Annotated in this window: 11 protein-coding genes; 1 reads left to right on the forward strand and 10 read right to left on the reverse strand. The window is 55.2% G+C overall.

The window, feature by feature from the left end; translation table 11 throughout:
- Window positions 1-142: 142 nt before the first annotated feature.
- Complete coding sequence (locus PEH01S_RS02815) at window positions 143-1087, forward strand: aminoglycoside phosphotransferase family protein (protein ID WP_127483871.1); 945 nt, start codon at window positions 143-145, stop codon at window positions 1085-1087.
- 117 nt (window positions 1088-1204) lie between these two features.
- On the opposite strand, the gene PEH01S_RS02820 is transcribed toward PEH01S_RS02815, so the two are convergent.
- The 10 genes from PEH01S_RS02820 to PEH01S_RS02865 form a co-directional block, all read right to left on the reverse strand.
- On the reverse strand, window positions 1205-1759 hold the full coding sequence (locus PEH01S_RS02820) for a GNAT family N-acetyltransferase (protein ID WP_127483872.1): 555 nt from the start codon (window positions 1757-1759) through the stop codon (window positions 1205-1207).
- 185 nt (window positions 1760-1944) lie between these two features.
- On the reverse strand, window positions 1945-2805 hold the full coding sequence (locus PEH01S_RS02825; RefSeq protein ID WP_025848137.1) for an NmrA family NAD(P)-binding protein: 861 nt from the start codon (window positions 2803-2805) through the stop codon (window positions 1945-1947).
- A 28-nt stretch (window positions 2806-2833) separates the two neighbouring features.
- Window positions 2834-3280, reverse strand: a complete 447-nt coding sequence (locus PEH01S_RS02830; protein WP_025848136.1) for a nuclear transport factor 2 family protein — start codon at window positions 3278-3280, stop codon at window positions 2834-2836.
- A 392-nt stretch (window positions 3281-3672) separates the two neighbouring features.
- A complete protein-coding gene (locus PEH01S_RS02835; RefSeq protein WP_127483873.1) occupies window positions 3673-4395 on the reverse strand; it encodes a class I SAM-dependent methyltransferase in 723 nt (240 codons plus the stop codon).
- A 56-nt stretch (window positions 4396-4451) separates the two neighbouring features.
- Window positions 4452-5861 carry an MATE family efflux transporter gene (locus PEH01S_RS02840; RefSeq protein WP_246062776.1) on the reverse strand — a complete coding sequence of 470 codons (1410 nt, stop codon included), beginning with the start codon at window positions 5859-5861 and terminating at the stop codon, window positions 4452-4454.
- A gap of 52 nt (window positions 5862-5913) precedes the next feature.
- Window positions 5914-6681 carry an acyl-CoA dehydratase activase gene (locus PEH01S_RS02845; protein ID WP_025848130.1) on the reverse strand — a complete coding sequence of 256 codons (768 nt, stop codon included), beginning with the start codon at window positions 6679-6681 and terminating at the stop codon, window positions 5914-5916.
- Window positions 6682-6717: 36 nt separating this feature from the next.
- Window positions 6718-7947, reverse strand: coding sequence for a 2-hydroxyacyl-CoA dehydratase family protein (locus PEH01S_RS02850; protein WP_127483875.1), 1230 nt, complete (start codon window positions 7945-7947; stop codon window positions 6718-6720).
- Window positions 7948-7964: 17 nt separating this feature from the next.
- A complete protein-coding gene (locus PEH01S_RS02855; RefSeq protein ID WP_127483876.1) occupies window positions 7965-9077 on the reverse strand; it encodes a 2-hydroxyacyl-CoA dehydratase subunit D in 1113 nt (370 codons plus the stop codon).
- A 13-nt stretch (window positions 9078-9090) separates the two neighbouring features.
- Complete coding sequence (locus PEH01S_RS02860) at window positions 9091-9987, reverse strand: thioesterase domain-containing protein (RefSeq protein WP_164827646.1); 897 nt, start codon at window positions 9985-9987, stop codon at window positions 9091-9093.
- A gap of 88 nt (window positions 9988-10075) precedes the next feature.
- Window positions 10076-14902, reverse strand: coding sequence for a non-ribosomal peptide synthetase (locus PEH01S_RS02865; protein WP_127483878.1), 4827 nt, complete (start codon window positions 14900-14902; stop codon window positions 10076-10078).
- Window positions 14903-14907: the final 5 nt, after the last annotated feature.

The following is a 14907-nucleotide window of genomic DNA, read 5'->3' on the forward strand; positions in this document are numbered from 1 at the left end:
CAGCAAATATTTGAGATCGGATTTTGTCACCTAATTTTGTAAACTGATTGCATCATTTTGTAAATGTCCTGCATGAATTTGGACCGTGTCCCGTGTCATGTTTTATAATAAAGCTACCAATTTTTGCAGGAGGAGCTAGCTTATGGACAAGATTAAAGCCATTTTGAAAGAACATTATCATCTGGATGCCGCTAACATTTTGCCACAACGAGGCGGCTGGTCGGCACTGGCCTTTAAAATATACAGCGGCAAGCATGCCTACTTCTTGAAGCTCTACGAGAAAAGCCGGGCATCGACTCCGAAATGGACCGCGCTCATTGATCAATATGTGCCTATCACGGTTTGGCTTATGCAGTATAGCGGCTTGAAAGGCAAGCTCCCCGTCCCCGTGCTGACCAACACCGGCGCTTACAAATGTGAAGATGACGAAGGGATTTATTTGCTGTACGAATATATCGAGGGAGAAACGGTCGGCAGGAAAGCTTTAACCGCGGAGCAGGTTCATGAGCTTTCGGGCATGATCGCGGAGCTTCATTTGTATGGAGAAGAAATCCCGGTGGAAACGAAGGAGATTAAGGAAGACTTTACGGTTCCGTTCCTGCCGCAGCTAAGGACGGCATTGAATCGGGAGATCAACGACCTTCCTCCTGACGTCAAGGAATTGATGTCCCCTCATCTGGAACAAATTATTGGACGGATCGATACTGTCGGGAAGCTGTCTGCCGATTTGAAGAACCGGGATTTGAGAATGGCCCTGTGCCATACCGATGTTCACCCCTGGAATCTGATGCAATCCGGCCGGAAGCTGATGCTGATTGATTGGGAAGGGTTGAAGCTGGCTCCCGTTGAAGCCGATCTGATGTCCTTCGTTGACGAACCTTATTATGATGATTTTGCAGACGTCTACCGGAACGTTCACCGCGATTTTGCAATCAATCCTGATGTGCTGCAATTTTACCGGTACAGACGCAAATTGGAGGACATCTGGGAATTTATGGAGCAGCTCTTGTTTGACCGGCAGGAGGCGCAGGAACGGGCGGCGACACTCAACCATTTGAGCAAAGAACTGAATGAACTAAGCGGATGATTGTTACATAGCGACGAGAAAGAGGGCATGCCCTGCAAGGGGGGCGTGCCCGCTCTGCGCAAGCTTCCCTTCCTCCCTTGCGTTCCATACCCTCTTCGCAAGCAGGCGCTAACCGCCTTATTCAAACATCAGGTACCAATAAATCGCGATTTCATCGCTTTGTTTATTTATGCCTTTGTATACGTAAGAATCAAACCCGCCGATGACAAAGCCGCAGCTTTCATAGAACTTGCATGCGCGGACGTTGCTGCTTTGCGTCTCCAGCATGATTCCCGGCATGCCGCCTTCCACTGCCCAGCGCTTCGCCCGTTCGATTAGCTTGCGGCCAATGCCGCAGCCTCTGTAACGAGGGTCTACCTTGATGTCTTCGATATAGGCATACTTGTTCCAGTTTCTTTTCAACATCATTTGCCCCGCGACTTGATTGTCTGCGAACGCCAAATATACGATTTGATCCGGGTTGCCGATGTAGTCCGAATCATCCGTCTCCACCTCTTCCGCAAACGGCTCGTCGTCGTAGCTTTTCTTATAAGCGGGTACCTCTTTCACCGTATATCCGATGCGCTGTCCCGTCAATGACAGGACGAGGGTAGAATCCACGATAAAGCTGCCATCGATATCCATCCAGCGGTCTCCGTCCCCTGCCGTCAGTTCTCTAATCAAAATATCCATATTCGTCCTCCCAAGCCAAAATTTGATATGGCGGCGAATAGGATGCGGCGGGGGCCCTCGGACCTAACGGAACACATGATTCTCTGTCATTGAGTCAACCTCCTGATCAGGGTTTGGCCTGTCAACTTGTTTATCTCATTATACATCTTAGTTCCTGTGCAAACAAATTCTGTCCTTCGGGCTGTTTAGGGATTTTTCCAAAAAGCGGCGTGACGCCGGACGAAATCTTCGAGCGATCTCGGCGGACGTCCGGTCAGGCGCTCCACCACGTCGGTAACCAGATCCTCCGTTCCGTCCTCGTGAATCGCTTGATCCAAGCCCGCCAGGAAGAAAGCATAATTTTCAGGCATCCCGGCTTGGATGAATCCGGCTGCAAGCTTCTCGGTGTCCGTATGCACATGCCGGATCGTCAGACCTGTGGCCGAGCCGATCATTTCCCCCGCCTCCGCATAGCTTAATGACTGCGGACCGGTAATGATATGATCGGTATTATGCGGCTGCTTGTCGATTAAGGCCCGCACCCCCACCGCTGCAATATCGTCGGCATCCACGAAGCCGACACGGCCGTTGCCCGTTGCGGTGACGATGATTCCGTCACGTTTAATGGTTGTCCCGTGATGCCCCTCCGTGAAATTTTGCATGAAGTACGACGGCCGAAGAACCGCCCACTCCGGCACCATCCGGCGCAGCTCCTGGTGTACCTTGCCGAACACGGGCCCCGCTTCGGGCACGGAAGCGCTGCTCAATAAGACCATGCGGCGCACCCCCGCTTTTACGGCTTTCTCCAGAAAAGGAAGCATGATGTCGAACGGTTCCATCACGGCGACAGGGCCGACCAAATAAATGTTGTCCACGTTCTTTAAAGCCGGATCGAAGGTGCTCTCATCGAACCAGTCGAAGTGCGCATGCTCGATGGCGCTGCCGAAAATCGATTTGCCGCGGCCGGCCGTGCGTACCTCATGCCCGAGCTCCGCCAGCCGCTTGGCGATTCGGCCTCCTGTTTTGCCGCTTCCGCCTGTAACAAGAATTTTTTTGCCGTCTGCCATACGACCAACTCCTTATCGTAAAGAATCCTTATTGACCGCTTTCTTCGTCAAGCGCTGTAAGGACCGTCAGCGGGTTCCAATAATCTTTGTAATGCATGATTTTGCCGTCTTTCGTTTCAATCACGGAGATGTACGTCTGAAGGTAAGGCTTGCCGGTCTTGACGGCCCGGCCTGCCTTGACTCCAAATTCCGCAATGAACACATTCGGATCCAAGGTCTGATGAATGGCGGGCGCCGTAAAGAGATCGATTTCGATGATCCCGGGCAGCTCCTTAACATATTGATAAAGCGCAGACTTCCCTTCAAGCTTCCGGGTATACCCGTCGGGAGCGTAAGGAAATTCAAACACGACATTGTCGTCGAACAGCTCGATCCAGCGGTCCATATCTTTCTCGACCATGGATTTCATAAACGTCTCCATCATCGCTTGCGCCGTGGCAAGCCTCGTTTCGTAATCTGTCGTCCGAATGGACATCGCAATCACCTCGAATTGAATTTTTCAGACCAAACAGTCTGATTTGATGAAAAAAAATTTGGACCGACATCCCGACAAACGTAAAAAAACATGATTCCAGACCATTCAGTCCTGAATGGGCATAATGTTACACCTCCTTCCCTCTATGAAGGAATATTATCATTTCCAGACCGTTTGGTCAATAATTTTCGTCCCATTTATTTCAAATCAAGCACAGCGAAATAAGTGAACATAATATATATTATGTAAACTTTAGAAGAGAGCATGGCTCCTTCACCCGATCGAGTGTGCAGAAAAAAATCGGGAAAATGTCCCGAACCGAGCTGCCTTTTCCCCCGTGAAGAGTAAATCGCTCCGGCCGCGTCGGGACATTCCCCGCCTTGCAAAAACGCTTATTTCTTCCCAAGTACGTACATGACCCATGGCGAAATGCGCGTTTCGTTAATCCAGGGGTAGGGTTCCTCCTCCCGGCCAAGCGGCTGATGCATTTCCAGCACGTGAAGCCCGGTCCGGTCGAAAATATCCCGGTAAGCGGCGTCCGACCACATGACGTCCTCTACCGGCCTTTGGTCGTGCGTATCCTTCATGATGATTTTCACTTTATCCCCGCTTCGGGCATGCCGGTTTTCCGGAAAAGCCGCAGTCGTGAAGGAAGCCCATTCGTGAAGATAGATCTCAGGTGAGGAAACGACCATCACGATTTTCCCGCCATCCTTCAGCGAAGCGGCGAGCTGGCTGAAATTTTGCAGCTTTTTCTCCAAGGTCGGGATGTTATCGAAGGTGAACATGGACAGCACCAGATCGAAGGTCGCCCCGTCCAGCAGACGCAAATCCCCTTCCGGAATGAGCCGGTAATCGCCGGCCGCGTCCATTTCTCTTGCTTTGCCAAGCATATCGGCCGAAATGTCGATGCCGATCACGTCAAAGCCGCGATCCCGCAAAAAACGGGTCGACCGCCCCGCTCCGCATCCGAAATCCAGAGCGCCCGTACCGGAAATATGTTTGGTCAGCATCTCCGGCAAATCCCGATAGGCCAAGTAGTACGTCCCTGGAAACTCCAATTTAGCGTAGGCTTCCGCCCGTTCAGCGTCCTCGTATACATTTGAAAACTCCATGTGCTCATGCACCTCTCCCGATAGGAATATAGTGATGGACGATGGGCCGCCTCCGTTCAGATGACTTCAATCCGCTTCCATTTTCCGCCCAGAAAACGGACGGATACCAGAAGCAGCATCACCATGGAATAAACGACCAATGCGACCCAGATCCAGATTAACGAAAGCCCCCAGACGACGCTGAACAGGTACGGAATGACGATATAGAAGAGAATGGGAACGACGATATAGATGACCATCATGAACATCGTGTCGCCTACCGCGCGCAGCACATTGCCGATGATGATCTGCATCGTGTCGAACACGATCCAGAGCGAGGTGAGCCGGACGAGCGGGACGGTGACCGCCATCAGCTTCAGGAACGTTTCCTGCTCCTTCCCGCCTCCGAAGATCGAGATTAAAGCCTGCGGGAACAAATTGAAGATAAAGATGATCAGCACGTTGAACACAAGCCCGATCCCAAGCCCCAGTTTCGCGGCTCTCCGGACATTATCGAGGCGTCCGGCTCCCTTCTCCTGGCCGGCAATAATGGCGATGGCTGCGCCCAGCCCCCAGACGGGGAAGATCGATACCCCTTCGATGGTGAATGCGATATTGGAAGCGGACAACGGAAACTCCCCGGTCTTGCCGATGATCAGCAGCAGCAGGCTGAAATACCCGGTGCCTAGGAACGCCTGAATGCCCGCGGGAAACCCGAAGCGAAGCAGCTTGCGGAGCAAGGCGCCGTCCCATTTCGTCTGCGACGAAATCTCATACTTCGTTTGAACGCCCCGTCTTCCCAATAAGATCATATACACGATCACGGCGAGCACGGAGCTGCCGATGGTCGCAATGCCCGAGCCCCAGATTCCCCCAAGCTCCGGGAGACCGAGCTTCCCGAAGATCAGCAGCCAGTCGAACAACACATTGAACAAATTGGACAGAATCCCGACCATCATGATGACCGTCGTGCTGGCAACGCCTCGAAACAAGCCGGAAAACGCCGTAATGAACAGCTGGACGCAGCTGGAAACCATGATCAGGTAGAAGAATTGCCGTTCGTAAGCCAACAGCTCCCCCGTATGTCCCATCCAATCGAAAATATTGACGGCAAGGGGAGACACCAGGAGCAGCACCGCCGAAAAAAAGATGCTGAGATAGACGCCCTGCCACATCGATGAGGCGCATTTCGGGTATTTGCCGGCCCCGTAATATTGGGCGATCAGCGTGGAGACGAAGCCGACGATGCCGATAAATATGCTCGAAATCGCCGTCCCTACGTTACCAGCCGGCACGACGGCCGCAAATTGTCCCAGATCGTACATCGAGACAAAGGCCCGGTCGACAAATACCATCAAATTGAGCGAAAACATCGAAAGAATGACGGGCAGCGTAATTTTCAAAATCGTTTTGATCGAAATGGACTGCTCCCGGCTTGCCGGCCCGATGACAACTGCATCGTGCGCTTTTTCCGTCTCCGGTGACATGGACACAAGCGACTCCCCTTTTCATGGTATCCCGATTTACAGCACCCGCCGGCTACGCGCTCCGGCCGATATAAGCCGCCCCGATCGCTCCCGTGACTTGCGGGTAATCCGTCACTTCCACTTTCATGTTTAACAGATCCTGCAGCGCGCTGACGATGCCGATATTTTTGGCGACGCCGCCGCTCATGCCGAGCGGCTCCTTGATGCCCACCGCCTTGAGCAGCGCGATCGCCCGGGTCGCGATCGATTCGTGCACGCCCTTGATGATGCTGGGCGTCGGTGTGCCGACCGCGACCAGAGAGACGACCTCCGTTTCGGCGAACACCGTGCACATGCTGCTGATCCGGGCCGTCGAGGTGGCCGTCTGATGAATCCCGCCCAGCTCTTCGAGCTTGACCCCGAGCGCTCTGGCGATAATATCGAGGAACCGGCCGCAGCCCGCCGCGCACTTGTCGTTCATCATAAAGTTGACGACGTTGCCCTTTTCCCCAATCTGGATCGCCTTGCTGTCCTGCCCGCCGATATCGAGAACCGTCCGGATCGAAGGGTTCAAGAAATGCATTCCTTTGGCGTGGCAGGTAATCTCCGATACGTGCTTATCCGCAAACGGCACGTTCTCCCGGCCGTAGCCGGTCGTGACGATGACGTCGATATCCTTTTTCGTGAGTCCGGCTTTCGCCAGTACATTGTTGAACGTCGTTTCCGCCGATTGCCGGTTATCGCCTCCGGTGTACACGACATCGTAGGCAACGACGCTGTCGTCGTTTAGAATCGCAGATTTGGTCGACAAAGAACCGATATCAATTCCTAAGGTTATCATAGGGTTATTCTCCTTTATCCCGGATTAGTTGAGGATTCAGTCGCTCATAATTTCCAGAAAAGCGTCGATGCGGTTTTTCACGTGATTGAACGCATAATTGTTCTTGTCTACGTAATCCACGTTGATCGTCAAGTACTTCAGTCCTTGTTCGCCGGACATCTCCCGAATCATCGAACTAATTCCCATCATGTTCCTACAACCCCATATATTAGATATTACAACACCATCGATGTGAAATGAAGTACAAACCTGAGAAATATTTTCTTTTAACCGTTTGGAGTTCCAGTGATACAAAATCGCCCGTTCCGCAATGCTTTTTAACGGGTCTGCCGGGTCCAGCGATACCAGATTGGCTTCCCACAGCGGCGCCCAGTAGACGATCTCGACCTGCTGCTCGAAGTAACGGATCAATTCGTGATCGTTGTGTGGCGCCTGGCCTGCCCACAGAATCCGCTTCTTCTTTTTCTTCGGGTCGGACTGCTTGCTTATTTCGAGCGCTTCTTCGTACAAGGTTTTGCAGATTTGCACGTTTTCCTTCAAGCCGAAGCCGTTCATCCCGAAAATTTCGAGCAATTCTCTGGACACGCCGGGCAGCTCATAGGTTTTGTTCAACTCGATCGTCTTGCAGTAATAGTCTCTCGCTTCGTTCGAATATTGAACGACTTGCCGGAACCGCTCTTCGTCAAACGGGATCTGCAAGGTACTTTCGATATCGGCGATAAGCTTTTTCAATTGCTCCACAAGGTAGGCCAGCGTGTCTTCGTTGATGAGGTTCGGCGTATTGATCGAGAGGAACGAACAGTCGTACAGCTTGCTCGACATGTTCCCCATTTTGGCCAGGCAATCGCACGGCTGATCGTTCACCAGCACCAGGTCGGGATTCGGGTAACCGTTCGCCAGCATGACGCCCAGCGACCCGCGCAGAAACGAGCAAATGTCCCGGGAAAGACTTTTCTCCTGCGTCAAATTAATGAACGGGTCCACGTTGACGGTTTGGGCGAGCAGGATCGCCATCGACTCCATGTTCCAGGAAACCATATTGAAGCCAAAGACAATTTCATTCGGAAACTGCTCGACAACATAGGCTACTTTCGTTTCCTCTTTATAGGCTTGCGTCAAACGGTAACCGTTGAACAAAGACCTCATCCGCGCCGCTTTCAGCGACGTGGACGGATCGGACGGCTCGGCCCGGTACGTTTCGAGGACGGACATCATCTTTTTGTACTGCTCTTCGCGGCTTTTCGCTTCCACTTTAAATTGGCTCATCGCTCTTCTCCTTTTTATTAATACATCATCGTTTCGAGGAAGGTGTGAATCCGGGTGCGAATGCTTTCGATATTCGTCATGCTGCATTCGCCTTCGACCAACAGTACGGGCGTGCCTTTCTCGCTGAGCTTGCTTTGGATGTAAGGGTAATCCATCGAATAAATGTCGCAAAATTTAAGCGAAAAGTAGATGACCGAATCGATATCGTATTCGTCGATCAGCTTGACCAAATGGTTCAGTCGGATATCCGATTCGAACATCCGGGCGCAGGTCGCTTTGTCAAAATAGTAATCGGCGATGGCCTCGACCGGATCGCGGTGCTCGTCGATCTGTCCTTCGAAATATTTGACGCCGTTGGTGATGTCCATACATACGACCTTCGCTCCGGTCTGCTCGATAGCGTCGACGATGTTATCGTGATCGAAATAACTGCCGCAGATCAGCACTTTGTGGGGCTTGTTTTTTTTGGTTTCCCGCTGGGCTTCCATGGCGCCGAGCAGCAGGGACAGCTCATGATTGTATTGCTCCCGCATACCGGCCGTGCTGGATTTCACAATGTTCAGCAATTCGCTCCCCGTGAGCGACATGACGTCCTGCTTCCGCAGTTCGTGCATCCGCTGCAGCAGCCGGCGCGTTTCGTTAAATAAGCGGATCGCCTCCCGCAGCGATTCCTCCGTAATGCGGCAGCCGAAATGCTGCTCCAGCGATTCGATCATGCCGCGGACCTGCCTCCGGAAATAGTCCCTGGAGATCGGGGTGAGAGCTTTGGGAAGCTCCAGGAAGAAGCTGTATTTCGGTTGAATCCGGTGGGTCCACGTTTCGTGCAGCCGTTTTCTCCAATCGCATTCGTCGACGAACACGATTCCGTCCGTAAATTCATAGACGCCGTCCATGCCTTCGCCCAGACAATTGAGCAAATAAGAGCAATAGTTGTTGCCCAGCAGCGCGCCCGCCTCCGACGTGTTGCTGGCGGTCTTCCCCATGATCCGGAAAGGAATGAAGCCCGCCGCATATAAAATCTCTTCCGGCGTATAGATCGACGTCCAGCCGATCTTGGGCTTATCTACGGCTTTCAAGGCGTCCAGCCGGCTAACATTCAGTTCGACAATCCGTTCCACCATTTCTTTCATAAGAGCTCTCCTCTTAACCAGATTTCTTTGGGGCGGCGACACCTTCCAGGATGCGGTTGAATTGCCGGGCAAAAGCCGGCGCATGCTCTGCGTCAAACAGCGTGTAATGGTTCCCCTCCGCCGCAATATAGACCGGATGCGCGCAATACCGTCCCCATCGGTCCATTCCCTCCAGCGGCGACTCGGTGGCCTGAAACACATGGACCGGCGAATCGATGCTCCCCCGCGGAACGTAGGCTGACCGCGCCCGGTGCAGCGTGCGGACGATATTCACCGCGCAAAATAGCTGATGCAGCGACAGCCGGCTTCCGTCCGGGAAGATGTCGGCCCATTCCTCCCGGACATAGCGGAGAAAGGAAGGCCGGTCGAAGTCCGGGGGCTGAAGCGTGTCGGCGACGGCGGTCCAGAACGCTTGAACGCTCCCGCTTCGGCTCCAACGCTTGAGCAGCTCCTCGTTGCGAAGAAAAGGACGCATATAGCTTGTCTCGGACTCCGTCGAGAACGGCTCCGCGTCTTGCGGCGGGTAGTAGCCCGGAGGCGGCGCGTCCACCAGGACGCAGCAGCCCACCTCCTCCCCTTCGGCTTCCAGAATCCGGGCCATCTCTGCCGCAATCGTCCCCCCGATCGACCAACCGGCGATGCAATACGGCCCTTCGGGCTGAACATGCTTCATTTGTTCGATATAACTAACGGCCAACTCTTCAATCGAAATGGTTTGCGGAGCGTACCCGACCCGTTCGTCGAGCGTAATGCCGTAGACGGAGAACGTACGTTCGACAAGCTCAACCACCTTGAAGTACCCTTCGATCCGGCCCGTTCCGTCATGCACGAAAAATAAAGGGGCTGCGCCGGGCGATGGTCCCCGCTTCAACAAAACGGCCGCTTTTTTGTAGTGGTATTGAATATTCACGGTCTTCCTCTCCTTTCCCGAAAGACTCCTCCTGCGCTCTCCCCTTATGGCGATGCCTCCCTTCCACGGTCCCAAACCGGCGGTCGGGTTAGAGCGCTGCCTGCTTCTGCAGGCTTTCCACCTTCCTGGCCCACGCGGAAATGACAGGCGCTTCCCTGATTTCCATGACGGAGGGAACGACGCCGAAAGCCGCCTCCACTTCTGCCACCAAGCGGATGAGCGCCAGCGAATTGCCGCCGCATAGGAAGAAATTATCGTCCGGCCCGATCCCCTCCGTCTGCAATAGGCTTTCCACAATTCCGATCAGCTGTTCTTCTATGCGTGTGGCGGACGCTGGTACGGCCGGATAGCAGTCGCGAGCAGGCTGGAGGCTGGTCTTCCGGTCGCACGGCTCTCCTCGTCGAGACGCCGTTTCAGGTTCGGAGCCGAGAACGAAGTCCGCAAGCTTCTTGTCCGTTCCTTCCGCCGTCAATTGCCTCAAAATCGCCAAGTAATCCTGTACCAGCCGTTCCGCCGTTGCCTTGCGGTACAAGTCCGTATTGTATTCCAGCTCCAGCCGCAAGCCCCCGTCCCGCTTGACCGCGAACAGCGTGAGATCGAATTTGGCAACCGGGTAGTCGATCGGGTACTCGCGAACCTTAAGCTGCTTGAGCTCCGCTTCCAGCGGGTCGAAGTGCTGCAGCACGAACATCGTATCGAATATCGGATTACGCCCGGCGTCGCGGACGTAACCGATTCGCTCCGGCAGGTCTTCGAACGGATAGTCCTGATTTTCGTACGCCTCGAGCGCATGAATCTTCACTTGCTCCGCAAATTCCCGGAACGTCATATCCCCGGAAGGCCTGTTGCGCATCGCCAGCGTATTGACAAACATGCCGATCACGTTCCGGGTATCCGCGTGGTTTCTTCCGGCGATGGGCGTGCCAACTACAAGATCCTCCTGCCCGGTTCGCCGGAACAGCAGCACATTGTAGGCCGCCAGCAAAATCATATACAAGGTCGCGCCCGATTCGGCTTCGATCCGCTTCAAGCCCGCCAGCACCTCGGGGGACACCTGGCAGAAGACATGGCTTCCGGCGAACGTCTGGGTGGCCGGTCTCGGATAATCGGTGGCAAGCTGCAGCACGGGAAGCTCGCCTGCCAACACGTCCGCCCAATAGTCCCCTTGCTTGCGGACCCGCTCCGAAGTCAAGAAATCGTTCTGCCATACGGCGTAATCTTTGTATTGAACGCGGAGCGGACTTAGAAACTCGCCTTGGTACAGAGCGATGATCTCCCTGAACAAAATGTCGAGCGAGACGCCGTCCGAAATAATGTGGTGCATATCCAGCACTAGCAGGTGACGGTCTTCCCGCTGCTTCAGCAACAATCCCCGGATTAAAGGCGCCCGGCTTAAGTCGAAGGGCCGGATGAAGTTCCGAATGATCCGGTCCGCTTCCTCCTCCGTCTCCACGCTCAGGCACACCAGGTCGAACCTCGCTTCCTCGTCAATTCGCTGCACTAATTCCCGGTTGACGATATGAAAGCTGGTTCGGAAGGAGTCGTGTCTGCGGATCAGCTCGCGAAACACATATCCCAGCCGTTCCCGGTCCAATCGGCCTTCCAGGCTAAGCACGAGCGGAACATTGTATCCCGTCCCGCCGGGCGTCAGCATACTGACGATATACATCCTTTTCTGGGCCGTCGAGACGGGGTAGCTTTCCCGCTTCCCTGCCGGGGCGATGGAGGAGTACAAGCCGCCCGCTGTTGCGGACAACCTCAGAGCCAGCTCCCGGATCGTGGGTCCGCCGAAAAATTCCGTAAGCGACAGGTCCGTATGGAACTGCTTGTTGAGCTGGGACACGATCATCGTCGCCTTCAAGGAATGTCCGCCCAATTCGAAGAACGGATCGTCGATCCCCACTTCAGTCAAGCCTAGCGTCTGCATCCACAGGGCGGCCAGTTCCCGCTCCAGTTCGGTTTCGGGAGGTCGCCGGGCCCTTGCCGCATCCGCCGCTCCGTTCGGCTCGGGAAGCGCCTTCTTGTCAATTTTTCCGGTTTCCTTGAGCGGCATCCTGTCGATTCGGACAAAGGCGGCCGGGATCATGTACTCCGGCAGCGTCTTGGCAAGGCAGGCCCGCCACTCGGAGGCCGGGATGTCCCGGTCTGCGACGAAATACGCGCATAAGGCTTTGTTCCCCGGGCGATCTTCCCTGACCGTCACGACGACTTCTTTCGCCTGCGGATGCTCCGCCAGCTTCGCCTCAATCTCCCCCAGCTCGATGCGGAAGCCCCGCAGCTTGATCTGGTTATCCATCCGGCCCATGAACTCGATATTGCCGTCGGGCAGCCAGCGGGCCAGATCCCCCGTCCGGTACATCTTCGTCCCGGGCTCGAACGGATTGTCCACGAACCTCTGCGCCGTCAGCTCCGGCTGGTTCAAGTACCCTCGGGCGACGCCGTCTCCTCCGACGCACAATTCGCCGGGCACGCCGACAGGCAGCAGCTCCCCATAGGCGTCGACAATATACGCCTTGGAATTCCGGATCGGCCTGCCGATAGGAACGTTCGTTTCCTGAGGCCCGGTGATTGGAAAATAGGTGGAAAACGTCGTGTTTTCCGTCGGGCCGTACATGTTCTGGATGCGAAGGCCCGGGACGGCCGCCAGTACCTTATTGACATGCCGGACGGACAAGGCGTCGCCCCCGATCAGCAAAGCCTTCAACGGAGCGAACAGCTCCGGTTTCATGTCCGTAAGCTGGTTGAACAGCGGTGCCGTCAGCCAGAGATGGCTTATGCCGTGCTCCTGTATAAAACGCCCGAGATTGTCTGCGTTGAGCAGAACGTTGTCGCTTGTCATATACAGCTTGATTCCATTCAGGAGAGCGCCCCATATTTCGAACGTCGTCGCGTCAAACGCCGGGGCTCCCGTCTGCAAAATCGCGTCGTTGGCCTCGAAACGGACGTAATCGGTATTTTGGACAAGCCTCACGACGTTCCGGTGCTCCACCATGACGCCTTTCGGCCGGCCGGTCGAGCCGGACGTATACATCACGTAGGCGAGGCTGCGCGCATGTGTATCGCTTTTCAAATTATCGGGGCTATGTAGGGACTGTTCTTCCTCCCCGATTTCGAATGCGATGATCTCCGCTTCCAGCTTGTCTGTGTTCAGCTTCCCCTGTTGAACAAGCAGGATCTTGGCCCCGCTATCGTGCAGCATATACTTGATTCGGTCCTCGGGATAGCCGGGATCGATGGGCATATATGCGCCGTCCGCTTTCAATACCGCGAGCATTCCGACCACCATCTCAATGGACCGTTCGGCCGCAATGCCGATGATGTGCTCCGTACCGCTCCCTTTGCGGAGGCGGATCATGGCGGCGAGCTTGTTCGCCCGCTCGTTCAGTTCCCGGTAGGTCAGCTCCATGCCTTCATGCCATAGTGCGACCCGTTCCGGGGTCTTCCACGCCTGCGCCTCAAACAGCTCATGGATGCATGCCTTACGCGGATACTCCGCCTCCGTACGGTTCCAGTCCGCAAGCAGCCGGTTCCGTTCCGTCGGATCAAGCATCCGAAGCTCCTTCACCCGGGCCTCGGGCTGCTCAATCGCAGATCGAAGCAGGTTCACGTAACAGCCGATCAGCCGCCGTACCGTTTCCCGGCGAAACAAGTCGGTATTGTACTCCACCCGGATTTCCATCTCGTTATCCTCTTGATGGATATCGAATAGCAGATCGACCTGGGTCGCGTCCATGGCCGGCTCGATCCAAGCTTCCTTCGCCCCGGCGAACGCCGCTTCTTCCTTCCCCGCAACGACCATGTTAAACATGGCCCGGAACAACGGATTCCGGCTGCTGCTGCGGTCGGGGTTCAGCTTATGAATGAGCCGCTCGAACGGATAATCCTGCATATCGTAGGCTTCGTCCACTTGGTTGTGCACCCGGCTGAGCAGCTCGTCGAAGGCGTCCTCCCCGTTCACCTCCATCCGGATGGCGACGGTGTTCACGAAAAAACCGACTGCCTGCTGCAGCTCCGGACTGTAATGCCTTCCCGCAAATACCGTGCCCACCACCACATCGCGCTGGCGCGAGCATTTGTGCAGCAGCACATAGTAAGCGCAAAGCAGCGCGGAAAACGGGATCACCCGCTTCTGCATGCACAGCGTCCGCAATCCCTGTACCACCTCGCGGGGAATCGGCTGAATTTCGAGCGCTCCTGCGAAGCTGAGCCCGGGTCGGACAGGGAAATCTGTCGGCAGCTCAAGCGCGGGCAGTTCTCCCTGGAACTGCTCCAGCCAGTATTGTTCCTGCTCCCGGGTATGCGCTTCATCGAACGTTTCCCGCTGCCACAGGACATAGTCCGCATACCGGATTCCCGGCGAAGGCAGCTCCTCTCCATTCGGTACGCCCGCATGCGCGTTATAGAACCATTTGAAGTCGTGCCAAATCCGCTGAAAGGTCGTGGCATCGGAGATGATATGATGCAGCCTCAGAATCAGCATGCTCTCCGCTTCGCCCATGCGGATCCAAATGATCTGAAACAGCGGCCCCCGGCGCAGGTCGATCGGCTTCAGGCTCGCTTCGGACAGCAGACGCAGGGCCTTCGCTTCCCGCTCCTCCTCCGGCTCCGCCGACAAGTCCACGCAGCGGTAAATGCGGTCGATCGTTTCGTCAAAGGATTGAACGGGAGCACCGTTCACATAGCTCACTTTCGTCCGCAGCGCAGGGTGCCGTTCGGCCAGATCGCCGGCCGCCCACAATAAGGCGTCCGCATCGACGGGACCCGTCAGCCGTTTGCAGGAAATTAAATTCCAGACGGCGCTGTCCGGCAGCAGCTCGGACAAGTACAGCACCCGTTCCTGCTGGAACGAAAGCGGATAATGCGGTCTTGCCCTTTGGCGGGGGATGTCCGGATATTTTCGTAGGCGTTTGCCCATGGCAA

The organism is Paenibacillus ehimensis NBRC 15659 (genome assembly GCF_004000785.1).
Lineage (GTDB): Bacteria > Bacillota > Bacilli > Paenibacillales > NBRC-103111 > Paenibacillus_G > Paenibacillus_G ehimensis.